The 21,734-nt window shown below is 65.5% G+C and carries 23 protein-coding genes; 11 read left to right on the forward strand and 12 right to left on the reverse strand.

Translation table 11 applies throughout. The features are described 5' to 3' along the window. Window positions 1–91 precede the first annotated feature (91 nt). The 6 genes from F4X41_09210 to folB all read left to right on the forward strand — a co-directional run bounded on the left by F4X41_09210 (window position 92) and on the right by folB (window position 7,064). Window positions 92–1,315 (forward strand): S1 RNA-binding domain-containing protein, encoded by a 1,224-nt coding sequence (locus tag F4X41_09210; GenBank protein MYB17186.1) that lies wholly within the window; start codon window positions 92–94, stop codon window positions 1,313–1,315. A 130-nt stretch (window positions 1,316–1,445) separates the two neighbouring features. Next, window positions 1,446–3,911, forward strand: coding sequence for an ATP-dependent Clp protease ATP-binding subunit (locus tag F4X41_09215; protein MYB17187.1), 2,466 nt, complete (start codon window positions 1,446–1,448; stop codon window positions 3,909–3,911). A 54-nt stretch (window positions 3,912–3,965) separates the two neighbouring features. Further along, window positions 3,966–4,670, forward strand: a complete 705-nt coding sequence (gene ispD, locus F4X41_09220; protein ID MYB17188.1) for a 2-C-methyl-D-erythritol 4-phosphate cytidylyltransferase — start codon at window positions 3,966–3,968, stop codon at window positions 4,668–4,670. A gap of 21 nt (window positions 4,671–4,691) precedes the next feature. After that, a complete protein-coding gene (ispF, locus tag F4X41_09225) occupies window positions 4,692–5,180 on the forward strand; it encodes a 2-C-methyl-D-erythritol 2,4-cyclodiphosphate synthase (GenBank protein ID MYB17189.1) in 489 nt (162 codons plus the stop codon). Between the two features lie 109 nt (window positions 5,181–5,289). Beyond that, window positions 5,290–6,678 (forward strand): cysteine--tRNA ligase, encoded by a 1,389-nt coding sequence (locus F4X41_09230; protein MYB17190.1) that lies wholly within the window; start codon window positions 5,290–5,292, stop codon window positions 6,676–6,678. Between the two features lie 35 nt (window positions 6,679–6,713). Beyond that, complete coding sequence (gene folB, locus F4X41_09235; protein ID MYB17191.1) at window positions 6,714–7,064, forward strand: dihydroneopterin aldolase; 351 nt, start codon at window positions 6,714–6,716, stop codon at window positions 7,062–7,064. Window positions 7,065–7,264: 200 nt separating this feature from the next. Here folB and F4X41_09240 read toward each other — a convergent pair whose 3' ends face one another. After that, the gene (locus F4X41_09240) at window positions 7,265–8,206 is read right to left on the reverse strand and encodes an IS110 family transposase (GenBank protein MYB17192.1); all 942 of its coding nucleotides are present in this window, start codon (window positions 8,204–8,206) and stop codon (window positions 7,265–7,267) included. A 92-nt stretch (window positions 8,207–8,298) separates the two neighbouring features. On the opposite strand from F4X41_09240, the gene folE reads away from it, so the two are divergent. Further along, entirely contained in the window at window positions 8,299–9,048 is a 750-nt protein-coding gene (gene folE, locus F4X41_09245) for a GTP cyclohydrolase I FolE (GenBank protein ID MYB17193.1), read from the forward strand. Window positions 9,049–9,155: 107 nt separating this feature from the next. Here the strand turns inward: folE and F4X41_09250 are convergent, their stop codons facing one another. The 7 genes from F4X41_09250 to gatC all read right to left on the reverse strand — a co-directional run bounded on the left by F4X41_09250 (window position 9,156) and on the right by gatC (window position 14,298). Then, window positions 9,156–9,602 (reverse strand): nucleoside deaminase, encoded by a 447-nt coding sequence (locus tag F4X41_09250; protein MYB17194.1) that lies wholly within the window; start codon window positions 9,600–9,602, stop codon window positions 9,156–9,158. Window positions 9,603–9,736: 134 nt separating this feature from the next. Next, window positions 9,737–10,114 (reverse strand): type II toxin-antitoxin system VapC family toxin, encoded by a 378-nt coding sequence (locus tag F4X41_09255; GenBank protein ID MYB17195.1) that lies wholly within the window; start codon window positions 10,112–10,114, stop codon window positions 9,737–9,739. After that, the gene (locus F4X41_09260) at window positions 10,111–10,317 is read right to left on the reverse strand and encodes an AbrB/MazE/SpoVT family DNA-binding domain-containing protein (protein MYB17196.1); all 207 of its coding nucleotides are present in this window, start codon (window positions 10,315–10,317) and stop codon (window positions 10,111–10,113) included. Before F4X41_09260 ends, F4X41_09255 begins: the two co-directional genes overlap by 4 nt. A gap of 293 nt (window positions 10,318–10,610) precedes the next feature. Continuing rightward, window positions 10,611–11,063, reverse strand: a complete 453-nt coding sequence (locus F4X41_09265; protein MYB17197.1) for a transcriptional repressor — start codon at window positions 11,061–11,063, stop codon at window positions 10,611–10,613. After that, on the reverse strand, window positions 11,060–12,508 hold the full coding sequence (gene gatB, locus F4X41_09270) for an Asp-tRNA(Asn)/Glu-tRNA(Gln) amidotransferase subunit GatB (protein MYB17198.1): 1,449 nt from the start codon (window positions 12,506–12,508) through the stop codon (window positions 11,060–11,062). Before gatB ends, F4X41_09265 begins: the two co-directional genes overlap by 4 nt. Window positions 12,509–12,511: 3 nt before the next feature. Then, window positions 12,512–13,972, reverse strand: a complete 1,461-nt coding sequence (gene gatA, locus F4X41_09275) for an Asp-tRNA(Asn)/Glu-tRNA(Gln) amidotransferase subunit GatA (protein MYB17199.1) — start codon at window positions 13,970–13,972, stop codon at window positions 12,512–12,514. Continuing rightward, the gene (gene gatC / locus F4X41_09280; protein ID MYB17200.1) at window positions 13,969–14,298 is read right to left on the reverse strand and encodes an Asp-tRNA(Asn)/Glu-tRNA(Gln) amidotransferase subunit GatC; all 330 of its coding nucleotides are present in this window, start codon (window positions 14,296–14,298) and stop codon (window positions 13,969–13,971) included. The genes gatA and gatC overlap by 4 nt, the downstream gene beginning before the upstream one ends. A gap of 145 nt (window positions 14,299–14,443) precedes the next feature. On the opposite strand from gatC, the gene F4X41_09285 reads away from it, so the two are divergent. From F4X41_09285 to F4X41_09300, 4 genes are read left to right on the forward strand one after another with little or no spacing between them, the layout of a single operon-like run. Continuing rightward, complete coding sequence (locus F4X41_09285) at window positions 14,444–15,307, forward strand: sugar phosphate isomerase/epimerase (GenBank protein ID MYB17201.1); 864 nt, start codon at window positions 14,444–14,446, stop codon at window positions 15,305–15,307. A 37-nt stretch (window positions 15,308–15,344) separates the two neighbouring features. Continuing rightward, a complete protein-coding gene (locus F4X41_09290; GenBank protein ID MYB17202.1) occupies window positions 15,345–16,580 on the forward strand; it encodes a DUF3048 domain-containing protein in 1,236 nt (411 codons plus the stop codon). Then, complete coding sequence (locus F4X41_09295; protein ID MYB17203.1) at window positions 16,577–16,759, forward strand: hypothetical protein; 183 nt, start codon at window positions 16,577–16,579, stop codon at window positions 16,757–16,759. Before F4X41_09290 ends, F4X41_09295 begins: the two co-directional genes overlap by 4 nt. A 3-nt stretch (window positions 16,760–16,762) precedes the next feature. Beyond that, window positions 16,763–17,374, forward strand: coding sequence for a hypothetical protein (locus tag F4X41_09300; GenBank protein MYB17204.1), 612 nt, complete (start codon window positions 16,763–16,765; stop codon window positions 17,372–17,374). A 96-nt stretch (window positions 17,375–17,470) separates the two neighbouring features. Here F4X41_09300 and F4X41_09305 read toward each other — a convergent pair whose 3' ends face one another. The 4 genes from F4X41_09305 to F4X41_09320 all read right to left on the reverse strand — a co-directional run bounded on the left by F4X41_09305 (window position 17,471) and on the right by F4X41_09320 (window position 21,548). Then, a complete protein-coding gene (locus F4X41_09305; protein ID MYB17205.1) occupies window positions 17,471–17,866 on the reverse strand; it encodes a VOC family protein in 396 nt (131 codons plus the stop codon). Further along, a complete protein-coding gene (locus F4X41_09310; GenBank protein MYB17206.1) occupies window positions 17,863–18,174 on the reverse strand; it encodes a helix-turn-helix transcriptional regulator in 312 nt (103 codons plus the stop codon). The genes F4X41_09305 and F4X41_09310 overlap by 4 nt, the downstream gene beginning before the upstream one ends. Window positions 18,175–18,374: 200 nt before the next feature. Next, entirely contained in the window at window positions 18,375–19,991 is a 1,617-nt protein-coding gene (locus F4X41_09315; protein MYB17207.1) for a SulP family inorganic anion transporter, read from the reverse strand. A gap of 87 nt (window positions 19,992–20,078) precedes the next feature. Next, complete coding sequence (locus tag F4X41_09320; GenBank protein MYB17208.1) at window positions 20,079–21,548, reverse strand: sulfatase-like hydrolase/transferase; 1,470 nt, start codon at window positions 21,546–21,548, stop codon at window positions 20,079–20,081. Window positions 21,549–21,734 lie beyond the last annotated feature (186 nt).

Consider the following 21,734-nt stretch of genomic DNA (forward strand, 5'->3'; position numbering starts at 1 on the left):
AGAAAGCCCGCGCGCGTGCGCCGGTCCGCCATTCCCACCGGTCGGCGGCAACTTCCCAGCGGGCCCAACTCCAGGACTGGACGAGCAGAACTTGCCCACGCCAACGGCGATTAGGCGTCAGATACGCGAATTTGCGCCGGACACCGATTACGAAGAACTTGCGGGCATGGGTGATCTGCTCGACCACGGCGAGCACGAAGTACGGCTCCTGACGCGCGGTGAACTGGTCACCGGCCGGGTCATGCGGATCTCGGGCGAGGAAGTGATGGTCGACGTCGGCCTCAAGTCCGAGGGCGTCGTGGTCGGCCGCGAGCTCTTCGACCCACACTACATGGAAGACCGCCTCGACCTGGAGATCGGCGACGAGATAGACGTATTCGTCCTCCAGCCCGAGGGTGACGCCGCCGCGATGCTTTCGATCCGCCGGGCATTCCAGGAGAAGCTCTGGCAGGAGACCGAGCGCATATACCAGGAAGGCACGGTCGTCGAGACCCGCATCACCGAATTCAACAAGGGCGGGGTGCTGGTCGACGTCGGTCCCCGCGGATTCGTGCCGATGTCGCAGCTGACTTCGCTCGGGCCGTCGATCCCGCGCGACCAGCGCGAAGAGCTGGCCGAGATGCTCTCGGCCCTGGTGGGCAAGACCATCCGGGTCAAGATCATCGAAATGGACAAGCGTCGCAACCGCCTGATCCTTTCCGAGCGGGCGGCCGAGCGCGAGGCCCGCGCCAAACGGCGCGACGCGCTCCTGGGCCGCTTCAAGGTCGGCCAGGTGGTGCGCGGCCGGGTTTCCAACCTGGCCACCTTCGGCGCCTTCATCGACCTGGGCGGAGCCGACGGGTTGGCTCACATCTCCGAGCTTGCCTGGAGTCGGGTCAGCGACCCGGCCGAGGTCATCAAGGCCGGCGATGAGATCGACGTTTACATCCTGGCTCTGGACCGGGTGGACAAGAAGATCGCCCTGAGTGTGCGGCGCACCAAACCCGACCCCTGGCGGGACATCGAGGCGCGCTACGCGGTCGAGCAGGTCGTCGACGGCACGGTCACCAATCTGGCCACATTCGGGGTGTTTGTACGCCTGGAGGACGGGATCGAGGGCCTGGCCCACGTGGCTGACGTCGAGGACGGGGCCATGGTCGGATTTCGCGAGGGCGACGTTCGCAAGTTCAAGATCCTCAATATCGAGACCCGCCGCCGCCGGATCCGGCTCCTGCCGTCCGACGCCGCGCCGACGCGCGAACTGGCGGACCTGCAGGCTTCCGACAGCGAGGGCGGGACGATCGTGGGTACGGCCGAGTATTCCGGCCCCGAATAAACCGCCCGCAAAACTCACTCGCGCAACCCCAAGAATTTCGACTGGTCGTCGCCACAGAGGCGATCCAACCGCCCGAGTCAACCCGTTATTGGTAACAATTGAGTAGCCGGATCTAGCTGGGGGTTGGCACGTGAACGAGCGACTCGACAAGTTCACTGAACGCGCCAAGAAGGTTTTGGTTTACGCGCAGGACGAGGCTACGCGGTTCAATCACACCTACATCGGCACCGAGCACCTGCTGCTGGGACTGCTGCGCGAGGGAGATGGGATAGCCGCCAAGGCGCTTGGCAACCTCGGCGTCGAACTCAACAAAGTCCGCTCGGCGGTCGAGTTCATCATCGGGCGCGGTGAAAAAGTCGTCGTCCAGGACATAAACCTGACTCCGCGCGCCAAGCGCGTGATCGAGCTGGCGGTCGAGGAAGCTCGCCGCCTGGGCCACAACTACATCGGCACCGAGCACCTGTTGCTGGGACTGGTCCGCGAGGGCGAGGGCATCGCCGCCGGCGTGCTGGAGAGCCTGGGAGTGAACCTGGAAAAGGTCCGCGCCCAAGTTGTGCGGGTCGTATCGCAGGGAACCGGCGAAACCAAGCGGCCCGGCCGCAGCCAGCGCCGCAAGTCGTCTTCGACGCCGGTACTGGATTCGCTGGGGATTGACCTGACCGCCGCCGCGCGGCGCGACGAACTCGATCCGGTGATCGGGCGGGCCGACGAGATCGACCGCGTGATCCACATACTCTCGCGACGAACCAAGAACAACCCCGCCCTGGTCGGCGATCCCGGCGTGGGCAAGACCGCGATCGTCGAGGGGCTTGCCCAGAAGATCGTGGTCGGCGACATTCCCGAGAGCCTGCGCGACCGGCGCCTGCTGACCCTGGACATCGGCCTGCTGGTTGCCGGAACCAAATACCGCGGGGAATTCGAGGAGCGCCTCAAGAAAGTCATCGAGGAAATCCGCAGCTCCAAAGACTGCGTGGTTTTCATCGACGAGCTGCACACCCTGGTCGGGGCCGGCGCCGCCGAAGGCGCGATCGATGCGGCCAACATACTCAAACCGGCGCTGGCGCGCGGCGAGCTCCAATGCATCGGCGCCACCACCGCCGACGAGTACCGCAAGTACGTGGAGCGCGACGCGGCCCTGGAACGCCGCTTCCAGCAGGTTCGGGTGCGCGAATCCACCATCGAGGAAACGACCGAAATCCTGCTTGGCGTCCGCTCCCGCTACGAGGAACACCACGGCGTCGAGATTACCGACGCGGCGGTCGTTTCGGCGGCGGAGATGGCGGGTCGCTACGTGACCGACCGATTCCTGCCCGACAAGGCAATCGACGTCATCGACGAGGCTGCCGCGCGGGTGAACATCCGGGCCGGATCGACCTCGTCGGCCCTGCGCGAGCTACAGCAGAAGATCGAGGAGCTAGTCCGGCACAAGGACGCCGCGATATCGCGATCGCAATTCGAGGAAGCCGACACCCTGCGCGAGCAGGAGCGCGAGCTCCGCGCCAAAGCCGAGGCGATGGAAACCGACTGGCTCGAGAACCGGGCCCGGGAAGCGCCCAAGGTTCAGGAAGAAGACGTCGCCCAGGTGGTCTCGGTATGGACCGGGATCCCGGTCCACCGCATCGCCGAGGAAGAGTCCAAGCGGCTCCTGCACATGGAGGATGAACTCCACCGGACGGTGATCTCGCAGGACGAGGCCATTGCCACCCTGGCCAAGGCGGTACGCCGCGCCCGGGCCGGATTAAAAGACCCCAAGCGACCGATCGGGAGCTTCATCTTCATGGGTCCGACCGGCGTCGGCAAAACCCTGCTGGCGCGCGCGCTGGCCGAATTCCTGTTCGGAAGCCAGGACGCGCTCATCCGGATCGACATGTCCGAGTACATGGAAAGGCACTCGGTATCGCGTCTGGTCGGGGCGCCGCCGGGTTACATCGGTTACGACGACGCCGGCCAACTGACCGAGGCGGCGCGCCGGCGACCCTATTCGGTAATTCTTCTGGACGAGATCGAAAAGGCCCACCCGGACGTCTTCAACGTGCTTCTGCAGATGATGGAGGACGGACGGCTGACTGACTCCAAGGGCCGCACCGTCGATTTCCGCAACACGGTCCTGATCATGACCTCAAATATCGGCGCCAAGCAGATCAAACGGGTCGGCGGGCTCGGATTCTCCGGTGCCGATCCCGAGCAGGACGATGAAGGTTTCTACCGCGACATGAAGTCCAAGGTCACCACCGAACTCAAAAAGGCATTCCGGCCCGAATTCCTCAACCGAATCGACGCCTCCGTCGTTTTCCGTTCGCTGGGCAGGGCCGACATCGACCAGATCGTGGACCTGGAACTGGAAAACCTGCGCGCCCGACTGCGCGAGCACGAAATCGGAATCCAGCTCTCTGCGGAGGCACTCGGCCTGTTGGCCGAACGCGGCTACGACCCCGATTTCGGGGCCCGCCCGCTGCGCCGGGTCATCCAGCAGCTGCTCGAGGACCCGCTGGCCGAGACCCTGCTTTCGGGTGAATTGCCGAACGGGGCCAAGGTGATGGTCGAGCGCGACGGCGACGAGCTGGTTACGCAGGTCCTGGAACCGCTCGAAGTCTGACGCCCCGGCGGCGTCGATTGGGCCCGCGCACGCGGAAATCGCGCCACTGAAGTAATGCATCGCGAACCATCGAGTCCCGATTGCGTCGCGATCCTGCTGGCGGCCGGATCCGCGCGGCGTTTCGGGGCCGACAAGCTGCAATCGCGCCTGGGCGGTCGCCCGCTGCTGGCATGGGCGCTCGGGACCCTGCTTGCAAGCCCCGCGATCGGCGCAGTGCAATTGGTCGGCTCGGAATCCAATCTGGGCTGGTTGGCCGAATTGGCCTCCGACGGCAGCGACGCCAAGCTCTTGGATCCCTGCCCGGGCGGACGGGTTCGGTCCGAATCCACGCTCGCCGGCCTGGAAGCGGCCGGCGGCGAATGGACCTGGGCGCTGGTTCACGATGGGGCGCGCCCGTTCATCAGTTCGGCGATGATCGACGCCGGACTGGCGACCGCGCGCGACGTCGGGGCGGCGATCGCGGCCGTGCCCGCCCAGGACACCGTGCAGATCGTAAACGAGCAGGGACTGATCGATCGGACTCCGCCCCGCAGCAACGCCTATCTTGCCCAGACTCCGCAGATAGCGCGCCGCCAACTGCTGCTTGAGGCGCACCGCCGGTTTGCATCCGAACTGGAGCGGTTCACCGATGAGGCCTCGGTTCTGCGCGCGGTCGGCCAGCCGGTCGGGGTTTTTGCCGGCGACCGCAATAACCTGAAAATTACCGGGCCCGGAGATCTGGCCCTGGCGCGGGCGATCCTGGCCGAATTCGAAAACTGAGTCCGACGACCGGAGCAGAAGATGACCCAGAAACGCATCGGCCAAGGCCACGACCTGCACCGCCTCGAGGCCGGCGGGCCGCTGCGCCTTTGCGGAATCGACGTCGACGCGCCGTTTGAGGCGGTCGGTCACTCCGACGCGGACGTGGGAATTCACGCGTTGGTCGACGCCCTGTTGGGAGCCGCCCAGCTGGGGGACATCGGTCGGACATTCCCGGACACCGATCCCGCCCATGCCGACGCGAACTCGGCCGACCTCCTCTGGGAGGTCCACAACCGGGTCCGATCCCTGGGCTGGCGGATCGAAAACGTCGACCTGACCATTCATCTGGAACGCCCGCGCCTGGCGCCCTACGCATCCCAATTCGCGGCCCGGCTGGGCGGGATAACCAACGTGACGCCCTACCGCTTCAACATCAAGGCCAAGACCGCCGAGGGTCTGGGGCCGGTGGGGGATTCCGCGGCGGTGGCCGCCGACTGCGTCGTGCTGCTTACCAAGATGGGCCGCTGAACCGACCGCTCGCGCGAGCGGCTACGCCAATAAAATTTGCCGGGCGATCGGGGCAAGCTGCCGACGACCGCTTGCACCCGACGCAAATCGCCAGCCAGGAACTAGGGTTCTGGGACTAAGAATCCGCGACACGGCCACGCGCGAGCTGATCGCCGTGGCCGAAGGCGACGGCCCGGTCACGCTTTATGCGTGCGGGATGACTCCCAAAGACAAACCCCACATCGGGCACGCCCGAGTTTTTGTCATGGTCGACGTCCTGAGGCGCTGGCTCGAGTACTCCGGGCAGGAAGTCCAGCACGTCCAGAACTTCACCGACGTCGACGACAAGATCATCGAGCGCGCCCAAGCCCAGGGCCGCGATCCACTGGAACTGGCGCGGGCCAACTCGGACGCCTACTTCTCGGTGATGGACCGCCTGGAGGTACGCCGCGCGCACCTCTATCCGCGGGTGACCGACAACATGGAGGCGATCATCGCCGCGATCGGCGAGCTGATCGAGCGCGGCCACGCCTACGCCACGTCGAGCGGCGTCTATTTCCAGGTCTCGACCTGGCCGCAATACGGATATCTCTCGGGTCGGCGCGGCGAAGACCAGCTGGCCGGGGCCCGGGTGGCGGTAGATGAGGAAAAGCGCGATCCGCGCGATTTCGCGCTCTGGAAGCACCACAAGCCGGGTGAGATCTTCTGGGAGAGCCCCTGGGGACAGGGGCGGCCGGGCTGGCACATCGAATGCTCCTCGATGATCCGAGCCCACCTGGGACCCGAGATAGAGATCCACGCCGGCGGGTCGGACCTGATTTTTCCGCACCACGAGAACGAGTGCGCCCAGGCCGAGGCCGGGTTCGGAGTCGAGCGATTCGTGCGCTGCTGGTTTCACGTCGGAATCCTGCGCATCGGGGGCGAGAAGATGGGGCACTCGCTGGGCAACTTCCTCACCCTGGAATCCCTGCTGGATGCCTACGAACCGGCCGTGTTGCGCTACTACCTGGTCTCCACCCACTACCGCTCGCTGGTCGATTTCGGGGACGATTCGCTGCCTCAGGCCGAGGCCGCGCTGGCGCGCCTGCGCGGCCCCTTGCGCATCGAACCCGCGGCCGCGGGGAGCGCCGACGCGGAACTGGCCGCAGCTGCCGGGCGGGCCAAAGCCGAGTTCGCGGAGGCCATGAACGATGACCTCAACACGACCCGGGCGGTGGCGGCGGTGTTCGGGCTGGCCCGGGAAATCAACCGCCACGCCGGGAGCGTTTCGGCGGCGGGACTGGAAAAAGTCGTTGCAACCTACCGCGAGCTGGTTGGCGTGCTGGGAGTGGACCTGGAGCCGGCCGCGCAGCAGGATGATGGAGACGCCGGCGCGCTGCTGGATCTGCTGCTGGAACTGCGAACCCGCCTGCGGGCGGAGAAGAACTACGCCGCGGCCGACCAGATCCGTACCGCGCTCGGCGATCTGGGCTACGTCATCGAGGACTCGCCGGCCGGCAGCAGCTGGCGACGCGCCTAAGGGGAATTTACTTGGATTCGGTCCACCTCTCCAAGATGGTCTTCCACGCCTACCACGGCGCCCATCCGGAGGAAAAGTCGCTTGGACAGAGGTTCCTGGTGGACCTGACCGTGGAAGGCGATTTCTCCGAGGCCGGCCGATCGGACAACCTGGCCGATGCAGTCGACTACGGCCCCATCTACCGGGCGGTGCGCGAGATCATGGAAAGCGAATCGGTGAACCTGCTCGAACACCTCGGAGAACGGATCTGCCAGGCGGTGCTTGCGCTTTCGCCGCGAATTCGCAGAGTGGAGGCGGCGATCACCAAGCCTTCGGCGCCAGTCGCCGGGGTGCTTGCCGGAGCAACCGTGACGATCCGACGCGAGGCACCGCACTCCGACAACTGACTTAGTAACCGTGTTGATTGTCAACCGTGTATGGAGGATTGAGCAAGGCTCCGGAAGTGAGATGCGGGCAGTATTGGCGTCTTCCAAGTGGCAGGGCTCCGCCAGGGACTTGGCCGTCCGCGGAGTCCGGCGCCAATGGTCGGTAATCTTCCCGGCCCCGGCTTGTCCCTTTTGCCTGACAGGTCTTCGGGCGACGCCGCCTACAGCAGCTGCGTCCAGGGCCGGCCCTGCCGCACCACCGCGTTGAGCATCAGCAGCAGCTTGCGCGCACAGGCGGTCAGGGCCACCTTCCTGGGCTTGCCGGCCTCCACCAGGCGCTCGTAGAGCGGCTTGATGTCGGGATTGAAGCGCGCGGCCGACAGGGCGCCCATGTACAGCGCACTGCGCATCCTGGACCGCCCGCCGCGGATGGAGCGCTTGCCGGAGTAGGAGCCGCTCTCACGGCTGTAGGGGGCCACCCCCACCAGCGCGGCCAGCTCACGACGGTTAAGGGTTCCCAATTCCGGCAGGTAGGCGATCGCCGAGGAGGCCAGCACCGGGCCGACGCCGGGAACCGTACGCAGCAGATCGTAGCGGGCCTTAAGGTCCACGCTTCTGGCGATCAGTTCGCCGATGGCCTTCTCCAAGCGCTCGATCTGCTCGGTTGTCCAGGCGATGCTGGACCGGATCTGGTCCGCCGCGACCGGGCTCGCGGCCTTGTCGCGGCGGTTCTTCTCGCGGCTGCGCTGGCCGACCAGCTGCAGGCGCCGGGTGGTCAGCTCCTTGATCTCGGCCTGGGCCGGGTCGGGCTGCCGCCAGGTCGGCGGGTTCATCACCCTGGCGAAGCGGGCGATGGAGATCGCGTCCAACCGGTCGGTCTTGGCCAGGTTGCCGCTGGCGTCGGCGAAGCGCCGGGTGCGGGCCGGATTGACGATCGCGACCCTGTAGCCGTGCTCGGCCAGCACGATCGCCAGCTTGCGTTCGTAACCGCCCGTGGCCTCCATGCAGATGAGGGCCACGGGTCTCTGGGCCGCCAGCTTCCGGAGCAGCTTCCCTATTCCGGAGGCGGTGTAGGCAAAGCGGGACGTCTCCCGGTCGCGGTCGGTGGCGACTTCGAAGCTCGCCTTGGCCACGTCGATCCCGACGCAGCAGGATTGGTTCATGCCAAACTCCCTTAGCTACCCGCGTCGAGCAACCCTTTCTTGCGGATGCGGACCCGAGTCTTAAGACCCGGTCCCTGGTAACCATTCGGGCGATGCGACGCGGGAGAAGGGTGCGGCGAGCCGTACTAAATTCCGGCCCCGCCAACGCGGGCCTAGATTGGGCCGGTCAGCCGCACCCAAACTCCACCCGCTCAACATACAAGGATTGGTGGCTTCCGCGCCGACCCCGTTTCGGCTCGGTCGCGACCAGTTGCAGGGAGACCTCAATGCCCGATCACGAAGCCATGGTGTCCGCGGTCCGCCAGTTGCTAATTGCCATTGGCGAAGACCCCGAACGCGATGGGTTGGCCGGCACCCCGGAACGGGTCGCGCGCATGTACGCCGAGCTTTTTTCCGGAATCGACGCCGATCCCGACGAAGTGCTCGACACCACTTTCGACCAACCGTTCGACGAGATGGTGCTGGTGCGCAACATCGGCGTTCAGTCAATGTGCGAACACCACCTCATGCCCTTCGTCGGCCACGCCAGCGTCGCCTACATTCCGGGCGAGCGCATCGTGGGACTGAGCAAGATCGCCCGCGTCGTGCGGTTGCTTTCACAGCGCCCCCAGGTCCAGGAACGGCTGACCATCCAGATCGCCGATTCGATCGAAAGGGTGCTCAAACCCCGCGGCGTGGCGGTGCGCATCGAAAGCGCTCACATGTGCATGAGCCTGCGCGGAATCAAGGACCCCGGCAGCACCATGGTCACAACCGTAACCCGCGGACTTTTCCGGACCAACCCCTCCACCCGCGCCGAATTCCTGGCCTCGGCGGCCAAGCCCGGCGAGCGCAGCGTCTAGCTACCCGAAAGCCGGTCCTGGCATTACGACCGCCGCCCGGCGCGGCGGCCGGGGGACACGGCCAGTTCGGCGCTTGCGGCAATTGGCGCCTTACGACTGTCCCGCATTCACTCCTGACCGCTATCCCGGGCCCACTGCAGCGGGTTCTGCTCCATAAATTCGCCCATCAGTTGCTTGGCCTCGTCAAGGTCCAGGTCAATGACCTCCACGCCATTACGGAGCATCAATTCATGCCCGGTGGGTACTGAGTAGCTCACCGACTCGGCTACGACGACCTTGTTGATTCCGAAAAGGACGATCGCGCCGGCGCACATGCTGCAGGGCATCAGCGTCGAATACATGGTCATGCCGCGAAAGTCCTGCACCGACTTGCCAGCGTTGTTTAAACAATTGATCTCGCCGTGCATGACGCAGTCCCTGTCCTGCAGGCGGCGATTGCGCCCGGTGGCGACCAGGCGGCCGCCGCTGTCGACCAGGGCCGCCCCGATCGGGATGCCACCTTCGGCGGCGCCGGCGCGGGCCTCATCCAGAGCGGCCTTCATAAATCCGTCCATGTCAATTCCCCCAATTCGGCAATTCGGCAGACCGTTGCCAAGGCACCGCGCTGGCCTGGACCGGCAGGTTTCCCGGTCGAGCTCCGATAGTGCAACTCATGCTTAGGGCACCCGGGCATCGAGCGGCAATTTGGCTAACTTTGACGCGGCCTGAATTGCACATTTTCAAATCCACTGAAATCTGAATCCTGTGTCCAAAGCTGGGCGCCTAGTCGCCGCGCCGTCGCCAGGATTATGCTGTCGGCCAGCGGAAGCTTCTCGGTAGCCGAAATACGCGCGGCACCGATTGCCAATGTCGGATCAAGATCCACCGTGAGACCCTGCCGCAAGGCAGAGGACGCGCGCAACGCCAGGCTCTCTCCGCGTCGCAGGAGGACATGTTTGAACACTTCAAATGAGACCAACGTCGGGACCGCCAGCTGATCCACGTTTTCGATCGCCGGAGCAAAAAACGACGCATTTGGTCCCTCGCTGAAGTACTCCAGCCAAGCGCTCGAATCAACCACGTTCACAATCGGTCATCCTCTCGGTCGACACGCGTGTCAATCCCCGCCAGAAATCCCCTCAATTCCTCAATTGGCTCCACCGGCACCAACTGGATGCGGCCCTCGTAGGGGAAGGCCTCGACTTTCTGCCCTGGTTTGAGTCCTAGGGATTCGCGGCAATCCTTTGGAATCACCACCTGGAATTTAGGAGAGATAGTTACTGTAGCCACTTTTTCTCCATCGATACAATGAGCGTAATACGATTTTCATATCGATGAGTTTATCGCAAGTGACCATTTCGCAACACCGCACGGCGGTCTATATGAGCCGCAGCCGGGCAGGGCGGAATTGAATAAGTATTTATCCGGCGGGAATTCCCCGAATGGGGCTGCGCCACGGGGAGCCATTCGCTCGACCCTCTAAGGGCGGATACGCCCGATGCCTTCAGACTCCCACCGTTAGGGGGTCTGGTCATTTGCCTTTAGCAGTCGAACCCCGCTCAAAATTCAATTGCGCCCGAAAGCTACAAGCCGGATGATCGGCAGCTTGCGCAAAGTCCGACCAATTCGATGTTCTGACGCTCGATTGAGATTTCGGATTCGTTGGCCAGTTCGCGGATCCGCCGTTCTGAGATCCCCGGCCGGAACTCGTGCACCTTGCCACATCCGCGACAGACCACGTGATGGTGGTCCGCGCCGGTCGCCGCTTCAAAATGCGCGTGTTCCTCGGTGAAGTAGTGCCCGACGACAAGGTCCAGGTCCTGAAGCAGCGCCAGCGTTCGGTAGACGGTGTTCAGGCTCATGCGGGGATCGCGGGCCGAGGCCTGCAGGTAGATTTCGCGGGCTTCCAGGTGGTCGGGCGCCGAATCGATGATGTCGGCCACGAGCAGGCGCTGCGGGGTGCGCCTTGCCCCCGAACGCTCCAGGCCTTCCCGCACCGTGCGCGGTTGGTCGCTGGTGGAGCCGGGCGGCGTCATTGCGAGAGTTCGGCCGCGATCTCGCGGTTGACCACGCCCGGATTGGCTTTGCCGCGGGTCGCCTTCATCACCTGACCGACCAGGAAGCCGGCCGCCTGTTTCTTGCCGGCCTTAAAGTCCGCCACCGCCTGCGGGTTGGCGGCGATCACCTCCCGCACGATCTCCCTCAGGGCGTCGGCGTCAGATATCTGCTCGCCCATCTGGCTGGCCAGTTCGGCCGCCGAACGGCCGCTGACCACCATTTCCTTCAGGATTTCCGCCGCCATCCGAACGCTGATGCGGCCGGCGTCTTCGAGCTCAAGCAACTCCACCAGTCCGCCCGCGGTCACGCGACCATCGGCCAGGCTTGATCCCTCCGCCCGCAGGTGCTGGACCAGTTCGTTCAGGACCCGGTTGGCCAGGCGCCGGGCGTCGGGGTAGGACTCGCGCGCTTCCTGGAAGAAAGCCAGCAGTTCGCGGTCCGAGACGAGTTGGTCGGCGTCGGCTCCGACAATGCCGGCGGTTGCCAGTTCGGTCCGAATCTGACGCGGCAGCGGCGGCATCTGCGACCGCAGCCGCTCGACCGTTTCCTGCGCCACGTGCAGGGGTGGCAGGTCGGGGTCGGGGAAGTAGCGATAGTCGTGCGCGTCTTCCTTGACCCGCTGCGACAGGGTCTGGCCGCGCGCTTCCGACCAACCGCGGGTTTCCTGCACCGGCGGCGCTTGCGTTTCCTCCCAGACCTGCCGTTGCCGCTCTTCCTCGAATACCAGAGCGCGTTGCACGGCCCGGAAGGAGTTCATGTTCTTGATTTCTACCTTGGAGTTGCCCATCGGCTGACCAATCGGCCAGATCGAGATGTTGGCGTCACAGCGGAACGCGCCTTCCTGCATTTCGCCCGAGGACACCTCCAGGTGGACCAGGATGTCGCGCAGTTCGCGCAGGTAGCTGCGGGCCAGTTCGGGCGAATCGATATCCGGCTCGGAGACTATTTCCATCAGCGGGATTCCGGAGCGGTTCACGTCGACCAGAGAGCGCTCCAACCCGTCCGGATCGCGGTCGTGGATCATCCGCGCGGTGTCCTCTTCCAGGTGCACGCGGGTGATGCCGATGCGGCGCGGTTTCCCATCGGGGCCGGCCACCTCGAGGTGTCCGCCCAGGCATAGCGGGAGATCGTACTGGGAGATCTGGTACCACTTGACCAGGTCGGGGTACGAGTAATTCTTGCGGTCCCACTTGGTCGCGTCAGCGATCGAGCAGCCCAGCGCCAAACCGGTGCGCAGCGTCATCTCGACCGCGGCGCGGTTGGCCACCGGCAATACTCCCGGTAGGCCGAGGCAGACCGGGCAGACCGCGGTGTTGGGTTCCAGATCGGCCACGTCGGCGCGGCAGCTGCAGAACATCTTCGACGCCGTCAGCAACTGGGCGTGAACCTCGAGACCGATGACGGTGTAGTAATCCGCGCCCATCGCCTATACCGCCCGCGCCGGTGCCCGGTGCGCGACGTGGGCGGCGCGCTCGAACGCGTTGGCCGCCTGCAGCAGCGTCTTCTCCTGGAGTTCGCCGCCGATCAGCTGCAACCCCACCGGAAGCCCCTCGGCAAATCCGCAGGGGATCGACATCGCCGGCAAACCAGCGATGTTGGCCGGAATAGTCAACACGTCGGAGAGGTACATCGACAACGGGTCGTCGGAGCGCTCGCCGAGCGCGAACGCGGTCGTCGGGCTCGTGGCAGCCAAGAGTAGATCGCATTGCTCGAATGCTTGGTCGAAGTCCGTCCGAATCAGGGTTCGCGCTTTCTGCGCCTTCAGGTAGAAAGCATCGTAATAGCCGGCCGAAAGAGCATAGGTGCCAAGCATGATGCGCCGCTTGACTTCGGCCCCGAACCCGGCCCCGCGGGTGCGCGACATCATCGCGTCTACGTCGTCGCCCTCCACCCGCAGACCGTATCGCACGCCATGGAAACGGGCCAGGTTTGAAGACGCTTCGGCCGGCGCCAGCAGGTAATAGGTGGAAAGCGCATAGCGGGTGTGCGGCAGCGACACCCTTACCGGCTCGGCGCCCAGGTCGGCAAAGAGGGCGATCGCGTCCATCACCGCCGATTCCACGCGCGGATCCAGGCCGGCCGCGAAATATTCCACCGGAACGCCAATGCGCAGGCCGGCGATGCTCCGGCCGAAACCCTCCTCGAAATCCTCCGGGGACTGGGCCAGGCTGGTCGAATCGCGCGGATCGTGGCCGGCGATCGCGCCGAGCAGGGTGGCTGCGTCGCGGACTGTCTTGGTGATCGGTCCAATCTGATCCAACGAGGAGGCGAACGCCACCAGGCCGTAGCGGGACACCCGCCCGTAGGTGGGCTTCAGTCCGACCGTCCCGCACAAGGCGGCGGGCTGGCGGATTGACCCGCCGGTGTCGGACCCGAGGGCCGCGACTGCCAGATCCGCCGCCACCGCGGCGGCCGATCCGCCCGACGATCCGCCGGGCACGCGTTCCAGGTCCCAGGGGTTGCGGACCGGGTAGAAGGCCGAGTTTTCGTTCGACGAACCCATTGCGAATTCGTCCATATTGGCCTTGCCGAGGAAAACCGCGCCGGCCTCGCGCAGCCTCTCGACGACGAACGCGTCGTAGGGCGGCACGAACTCGGACAGCATCCGGCTGGCGCAGGTGGTTCTGATCCCGCGGGTGGCCAAGACGTCCTTTAGGGCAATCGGTATGCCGGTCAGCGGCCCGGCCGTCCCGGCGGCGATGCGTTCATCGGCCGCCCGCGCCTGCTCCAGCGCCAACTCGTCGGTTACCAGCAGGTAGGCGCCGAGGTCGGAGTTTAGGGCTTCGATCCGCTCAAGGTAGGCGCCGGTGAGCTCGAGCGACGAGAATTCGCCCGCCCTGAGTCCGGCACCGGTATCGGAGAGCGAGAGCGTACAGAGATCGCTCACTGATCCAACACCGCCGGCACGGCAAAGAACCCGGCCCGTGGTTCGGGCGCGTTGGCTATCACTTCCTCGCGCGGGAGCGAGGGCTTGGCCTCGTCCTCGCGCAATGGCAGTTCGGTTCTGACGACCATCGCGGTCGGCGCGATCTGGTCGGTGGCGAGCTGTTCAAGGTCTGCAAAGTGCGCGAGGATCTGGCCCAGTTCGGCCTGCAGGCGCCTTTTTTCGTCGTCGCCCAGTTCCAGCCGCGCCAGGCGCGCCACGTGATCGATCGTGGCCGCATCCAGGCGGTTCTGGGGGTCGTTGTCAGATGTTGCCAATTTGCCCCGCATAAGAAATCGAGCCGCCAGGTGGAACTGGAGGCCCGAAGATGTAAACCGACCCTGCCAAGTTTAGGAATTGCCCGCCCTAAAAGCGCCGCCAGCGCCCTTAGAATGACTCCGTTCGACAGCCCGGCGCCCGGGCAAATGAAGATCGATGCGGCCCATGGACCTCCCTCTAATCCCTTCGTTTCACCCGGCCACCATCCGCCAGGGCCTGTCGCTGGAAGAACGGTGCCAGATTGCCGAAGCGGCCGGATTCAGCTACACGATGGTGAATCTGCAGGAAGCGGTCGCGGTCGACGGCGAGCGCGGAGCCGGCGCCTTCGCGGCCCTGCTTGCCGGCCATGGCCTGAGCGCCGGAGGCATGAGCGGCGTTCCCGCCTCGACCGCCGACCCCGAGGAGTACGCGCGCGACCTGGCGGCCCTGCCCGAGCGCTGCGAAATGGCCCGGTCGCTCGGCGGCAGCAACATCATGCACTTTGTCCCCAACCGCTCCAGCATGCCCGAAACCGAATTCGAGGCGCTCACCGTCGCCCGCCTTGCCGACATCGGGGCGGTTCTGGCCGATTTCGATCTCAAGCTGGCGATCGAATGGCTGGGGCCCAAGCAGCTGGAGGATCTGCCCTATCCATTCCGGTCGGGGATCAAGATGGCCCTCGATCTGGCCGACGCCAGCGGACGGTCCAACATTGGAATCCTGGTAGATCCAGTTCACATGTGGGGGGCACGCCAGGCGATGGCCGACATCGAGCGGCTGGCTTCCGGCAGAGTCTTCGCCGCCCACTTCGACGACTTTCCGGAGGGCGATCCCGACGTCCTTATCGACGACGACCGAATAATGCCCGGTGACGGAATCATCGACCTGACCGCCTTCTGCCGCCATACGGTGGCGGCCGGTTACAGCGGTTCGATCGAAGTTGAACTGTTCAATCCCGCCATCCGCCTGGGCGATCCGGTGGAGGTTTCCCGCGAGGCCCGCGAGAAATCGGAGGCGGTAATCGCGGCCGCGCTCGGATAGCGTCGCCGCGGCGCGCTAACGGCGCGACAGCCCGGGCTTGAATCCGCCGCCGGTCAGCACCCGCCGCCAGCTTCTCTTCGGCGGGCTTGCCCTGGCGGGGATCCTGGGGGCCGGCGCAGGCCTGTACGCGATCCTTCGCGACGTCGAGGTGGAGGCGCCCCAGCAGCCCGCCGCCGCGACCCCGTCTCCGACCCCATCGCCCACGGTCACGGCAACCCCGGAACCGCCACGGCTAGTCACCTCCACCCCGACAGTCACGCCCACCCCCACCGCGGAGCCCGAGCCGACCGCCACACCCGCTCCTCCGACACCGACCGCCACTCCCGAGCCTGAACCCGATCCCGGACCGCGCGGCATCCTCAGCGGGCGCCCGCTAAACCGGCACATCATCCGCCGGCGGCCGGTCGCCGTAAAGGTCGCCAACAATCCCGAAGCCCGCCCGCAGTGGGGACTGCAGGCGGCCGACATCGTTTACGTGCATCCGACCGAGGCCCAGATCACGCGCTACACCGCGATCTTCCAGTCGCTCCTGCCCAACCGCATCGGACCATCCCGTTCGGCGCGCCTGATCGATGTCGAAATCGCCCGCGAATACCAGTGCCTGCTGGCCCACGTCGGCGGGAGCCCGGGCGTTCTCGAACGCCTGAAGGTGCTCGGACCGCTGGACGTCGAGGGGCTTTACTTTCCGCTCGGCCGGGTCTTCTACCGGACGACCGACGCCCAGCCGCCCAACAACACCTTCATCGATGCCCAGAACCTGGCGCTGGAAGGCCGCGCCCGCGGACTGCCAACCCTGGTCGACATCGATTCCTGGGAATTCGATCGCGACGGGACCGAGTATTCCGGCGGGCTGCAGACGGTGTTGCTGCCCTCGCAGGCCAATTACCCCGAACTCTATCGCAGCTTCTACAGTTACGACCCGGGCCAGTCCAACTACCTGCGGTTTCTGGCCGCCCGGCCCCACCGCGACATGGCCAGCGGCGATCAGATCAGGATCGACAACGTGGTCGTCCAATGGACCAATATCCACGATTCGCAGATCGTCGAAGACCACCTGGGCGCCCTGAGCAAAGAAATTCCCCTGACCGGCAGCGGACGGGCGATGATATTTACGGGAGGGCGACTGACCGAGGGCCGCTGGTCGCGGCCCGGCCCTGCCGAACGTACCCAGTTCCAGGACCAGGACGGCCAGCCGATCAAGTTCAAGCCCGGAAACACCTGGATCCACACCCTGGACCAGCAGAGCACGGTGGAGGTCGAGCACCCGCAGTGATCACGTTTGATTTCGGTCTGGCCCACTGGCTGGCGATCGGCCTCGGGTTGGTCCTGATCGCCATTGGCGCGGGCTATCCGCTATTGCGCGGTTTGCTGCGACGCGTTCGCCCGACCGGGTCGGCGCCACCGGAGCAGGCCGCCCGCGAGGATTCCCCGTTCCGCCGGCCCGGGACCTGAACATTGCCCCGCAACATCATCGACTGCACCCGCTGGTTGCGCGGCGACGGCACCTCCGATGCGGCTGAATTCCTCGACTTTGAGAGCGGCGATTCGCGGAGCGACACCGCCCGGCGCACCGCGCTGCGGATTCCGGCCGGCAGCGGCACCTACATCGTCGGGCAGGCGTTCGCCGACATTGACGGAGCCTCGCTGTCGGAGCTGGACGTTGCCAGCTTTTTCGGCGAGGGAGTGGTGGCCAAATTCAACTTCGCCGGCGCCGGCATGGTCACCGAAGAACACCTGCAGACCGGTGTCGGACAGTTGGTCAGACCCGGCGACATCCTCTTGATGGCCAACATCGGCGACCGCGAGGGCGCTCCGCTGCTAAGTTCCGGCGCCACCCAATGGATCATCAACCAAGGCGTAAAGCTCGTCGGATTCGACGAATCCTTCGCGATCGAGCAGAGCGGATCGCAGGCCAATCACCGCCGGCTGCTGGGCGCCGGAATCGGCGTGATCCACAACCTGATCAACCTGGATCGCACTTCCGGCCGGCGGGTCGCGGTGATGGCCCTGCCGCTGGCATTGCTCGGCACCGCCAGCGCGCCCTGCCGGGTCGTGGTCATCGACTGACAGCTCCCCGTTCGGCGGGGCGGCGCCTGCGGCCACAGGCGCCTTTCGATGCTTGGAGCAAAAGCGCTGATCGATCGAGCGTGGCCCATGCGATCGTTACGCTTGGGCCTTCTCCTGCATGATCTGGATCAGATTGCCGCACGTATCGTCGAAGACCGCGGTGACAACCGTCCCGAGGTCGGTTGGCGGCTGCAAGAATCGCACGCCTTCGGCTTCCAGACGCTCGTGCTCGGCTGCGACGTCGTCGACCGTAAAGGCCGTGAACGGGATCCCGTCCTCCACGAGCGCCTTCCGGTAAGGACCGACCGCGGGGTGCCCGGCGGGTTCCAGAACCAACTCCGTACCATCCGGATCTTCCGCGGATACGACGGTGATCCAGGCGTATTCGCCCATCGGAATGTTGTGCTTCAAGCGGAAACCAAGAGTCTCCGTGTAGAAACGCAGTGCCTCCTGCTGGTCGTCTACGACGACGCTGGTATGGTTAATCCTCATTCCTCGGTGCCCTCCGTTGGCGGGTTGGAATTGTGCGATTGTGTTGAGACCGGCCACCGCTCCCCGATTGCCTTGAGTGGGTCGCCCACGAACCAGTGGAGCTTCGACCTCCCTTCGCGCCGCGTGCGAACCAGCCCGGCAGCTTCCAAGACGGCCAGATGCTGCGATATCGCCTGCCGCGAGGAGTTGATGCCGTGCTTCATCACCAGACGCGAGCAGAGTTCGAAGAGCGACTGACCAGACCGATCGACGAGCTCGTCCAAAATGGCTCGCCTGGTCGGGTCAGCGATCGCGCGGTAAACGTCCAAATCGAACTCTCGGGCAAGTGTTGGCCTCGACGGCTCAATGATACGCAATCACAGGCTTGCATAAAAACTGGGCGCATCCCGCAGCGCCACTCGGTTTGGGACCGGGTCGCCTGCAGTCCGGAGTCATCGCCCGCTGGCGGCCGACCGGGCGGGACTAGGCGTTCCCGGTGCCGCCGGGCAGCCGGCCTCGCGCGCCGCGCCTAACGGTTCAGCAGGCTGGCCGCGATTGCCTGCGCCCCACCGATGTCGGCGGCGAACCGATCGGCAGGGATGTTCTTGAGCACCCTCAGGGATTCGAGCGTGGCCGCCGGTGCGCCGGCAAGCCCTACGACCACGCAGTCCGTGTCCTGCGAATCGGCAACGTCGATCATTTGTTCGACCACCAGCGCGGCGCTGTCGTCGATATAGACGGTCTCCGAGAAGTCGAGGATGACAACTTCGTGGTCGCGGATGTCAACGCCGATCGTGTTGATCAGCTTGCTGGACGAGGCGACCGTAAAACTCCCGCGCAACGCCACCAGGCCGACCCGGGCTGAATAGGCATCGCTCCCTTCGGCGACCCCCGCGTCGGACAGGAAGCTCTTGTCCAGCAAGGGCAGCGAGACCACGCTGTCCAGCTCCAGGCGCTCGAACTGCCTGGCGCTGGCCATCCCGGCCGCAATCAACCCGATCGCCACGGCCGTAACCAGGTCCAGGAACACGGTCAAGCCCAGGGTGATGAGCATTACCAGGAGATGCTCGCGCTGGACCCGGTGAATGCGCATTACGAAGCGCCAGTCGACGATGTCCCAGCCGACTTTCATCAGGATTCCGGCCAGGGCCGCGTGCGGGATCGCCTCAACGTACCGGCCCAAGCCGAGCACCAGGCCGAGCAGGATGACCGCCCTGATCGCGCCCGAAACCGGGGTCCTGCCGCCGGCGCGGATGTTTACGACCGTTCCCAGGGTCGCGCCGGCGCCCGGCAGGCCGCCGATGAACCCGGCGATCAGGTTCCCGATGCCCTGGCCCACCAATTCGCGGTCCGGATTGTGGCGGGTGCGCGTCATCGAATCTGCGATCAGCGACGTCAGCAGGCTGTCGATCGCCCCCAGCAGGGCGATCGTCACCGCCGGTTGGACCGCCCTCATCAAGACGTCCCCGGAGAGTTCGGGGAGCTGCAGGTTTGGCAGTCCGCTCGGAACGTCGCCGATTGCGGGCGCGTCGGTGAGCCAGAGCACCCCCATGAGGGTGCCGGTGATCAGCGCCGCCAGGGTGGGCGGAAGGTATTTCCGGAACCGGTCCGGCCAGCCGATGCCGACCGCCAGCGTTGCTGCAGCGATCGCGAAAGCCGAAAGATTGAAGTTGGCGACCGCGTCCGGCCAGGCCGCTACCGCGCCATTGGGCCCTCCGGTCGCCACCGCGGCGCCCATGAAGGGCAGCGTGTGCACGAGCATCACGATGATGCCGATCCCGGTCATGAAGCCCGAGATCACCGAATACGGGGTGTAGGAGACGAAGCGGCCGATGCGCAAGACGCCCAGGAGCGCCTGGATTATTCCGGCCATGATCACGATCGTGAACGCCTCGGCCAGGCTGTTGGCGTGGGCGGTGACTATGACCGCCATCGCCACCGACATCGGCCCCGTCGGTCCGGAAATCTGCGAGCGGGTCCCGCCGAAAACGGCGGCGAAGAATCCGACCGCGATCGCGCCGTAGAGCCCCGCCACCGGACCCAGCCCGGACGCCACTCCGAAGGCGAGCGCCACCGGCAGGCCGACCACCGCGGAGGTGACGCCGCCGAAGACGTCGCCGCGGAAAGTCCGGAGCGAGTAATTCATTGCAGGAATTTGCCGACCGGCGGCACCGGACCGGGCGCTGCCGGCGGCATCGCCGCTAACCGGGAGATTCCTTAACCGGCGAGCCGCCTAGGATCCGGCTTCGGACCACCACATCCGCAAGTCGTCCTCGAAGGGTTTCGCGTACTCCTCCGATCCGACGAGGCCGATCTGGCCGCGCCCTACATTGGCGCTGCCCAACCCGTCCATGCGGGGGTCGACGTAGCGATCGCACCAGGATTCCAGGTCCGCGCGCAACCGAGCGAGGACGTCGGCCTGGGCGGGTGCGTCGGCCAGGTTTTCGAGTTCCCCGGGATCGTTGAGCAGGTCGTAGAGCTCGCTTTTGCCCAGCTGGTAGTGATGGATGTACTTCCAGCGGCTTTCGCGGACCATCCGGGTCGGACCGTATTCGTCGACAACGAATACGCTTTTTTCGGCTCCGATTCCGGCACCGCGCAGCAGTCCGGAGAAATCACGTCCCGGCAGGGGGCGGTCCCAGGCCGGTTCGACCCCGAGGTATCCGAGCAGCGTGGGGGCGTAGTCGTATTGGCTCAGCAGGTGCTCGCAGATAAGTCCTTGCGGGACGTGGCCGGGGCGCGACATCAGTGAAGGGACCTTTACCGCGGTGTCGTACATGCAGAACGGATAGGTGCCGTTGCCCTTGCCCCAGATGCCGTGGTGACCCATGTTCATGCCGTTGTCGGCGTTAAAGACCACCAGGGTGTTCTCGCGCAGCCCGTTTTCTTCGAGCCAGTCAAGCAGGCGCCCGATGTTGCGGTCCATCTCCTCGATCGCGGCGAAATAGCCGCTCAAGGCGATGCGGCGGTTCTCGGGCGTGTCGCCGATGGTCGCGGCGCTCTCTTCTTTCCAGATCTGGTTTGGATGGACCGGCTCGCAGGGAACCGATTCGAACGCGCAGTTGTCGTAGTAGTCGCCGAACACGTCTTCCGGATGGTGCTCGCGGGTCCAGGGAGCGTGCGGGGCGGTGTAGTGGACGTTCAGCGAGAAAGGCGAGTCCGCGCCGCGCTGTTCTTCCAGATAAGCGAGCGCGTTGTCTGTTATCAGGTCGGAAACGTACCCTTCCGGACGATGCAGCTTGCCGTCGGAGATCATCGGCGGTCGGAAGTAGTCGCCGGCTCCGCTGGCGTGGGCGCTCCAGTACCTGAATCCCAGCTGGGCCTGTGGCGAGACCCCCAGGTGCCACTTGCCGCTGAGACCGCAGTCGTAGCCGGCGGCCGACAGCGCCTCTATGTACGACCGACGACCGGCGAGGTATTCAATTTCCAGCCCGTCTTGTTCCAGCTCGACCGAATTGCCGGCCCGCAGGAAATCCTGGACTCCGTGTTGGGAGGGAATCTGTCCGGTCAGGATCGAGGCCCGCGCCGGCGAGCAGACCGGTGAGGCGCAGAAAAAATTGGTGAACCGTATTCCGGTTGTGGCCAGCCGGTCCAGGTGCGGGGTCCGCACCTCTTCGTTGCCGGCGCAGCCCATCGCCCAGGCACCCTGATCGTCGCTGAGGATAAATAGCAGGTTCGGTGTCTGCGGGTCGGTGCTGGCCATTGCTCGTCCGTGCCAAAACTTGGGGCGCACGCGGCCCCGGCGGTTCCGGCGCCAAGCCGGTCGCCTCCACGATAAACGAACCGGGCGCCGGGGCGGGTTCGGCCGGCGGGATTTGGCGGCGCTGGTTGAGCGCTAGGAGCCTGCGCCGCAGAAACCCGTGAAGGAGGATCGCCCTTCCCGGCAAGG

Source organism: Chloroflexota bacterium, assembly GCA_009840625.1.
GTDB lineage: Bacteria > Chloroflexota > UBA11872 > UBA11872 > VXNJ01 > VXNJ01.

Coding starts and splice junctions, on each gene's coding strand:
- ispD (MYB17188.1), top strand. CDS start 3,966: ATGCATCGCGAACCATCGAGTCCCGATTGCGTCGCGATCCTGCTGGCG.
- ispF (MYB17189.1), top strand. CDS start 4,692: ATGACCCAGAAACGCATCGGCCAAGGCCACGACCTGCACCGCCTCGAG.
- folB (MYB17191.1), top strand. CDS start 6,714: ATGGTCTTCCACGCCTACCACGGCGCCCATCCGGAGGAAAAGTCGCTT.
- F4X41_09240 (MYB17192.1), bottom strand. CDS start 8,206: ATGAACCAATCCTGCTGCGTCGGGATCGACGTGGCCAAGGCGAGCTTC.
- folE (MYB17193.1), top strand. CDS start 8,299: ATGCGACGCGGGAGAAGGGTGCGGCGAGCCGTACTAAATTCCGGCCCC.
- F4X41_09250 (MYB17194.1), bottom strand. CDS start 9,602: ATGGACGGATTTATGAAGGCCGCTCTGGATGAGGCCCGCGCCGGCGCC.
- F4X41_09265 (MYB17197.1), bottom strand. CDS start 11,063: ATGACGCCGCCCGGCTCCACCAGCGACCAACCGCGCACGGTGCGGGAA.
- gatB (MYB17198.1), bottom strand. CDS start 12,508: ATGGGCGCGGATTACTACACCGTCATCGGTCTCGAGGTTCACGCCCAG.
- gatC (MYB17200.1), bottom strand. CDS start 14,298: ATGCGGGGCAAATTGGCAACATCTGACAACGACCCCCAGAACCGCCTG.
- F4X41_09285 (MYB17201.1), top strand. CDS start 14,444: ATGCGGCCCATGGACCTCCCTCTAATCCCTTCGTTTCACCCGGCCACC.
- F4X41_09305 (MYB17205.1), bottom strand. CDS start 17,866: ATGAGGATTAACCATACCAGCGTCGTCGTAGACGACCAGCAGGAGGCA.
- F4X41_09315 (MYB17207.1), bottom strand. CDS start 19,991: ATGAATTACTCGCTCCGGACTTTCCGCGGCGACGTCTTCGGCGGCGTC.
- F4X41_09320 (MYB17208.1), bottom strand. CDS start 21,548: ATGGCCAGCACCGACCCGCAGACACCGAACCTGCTATTTATCCTCAGC.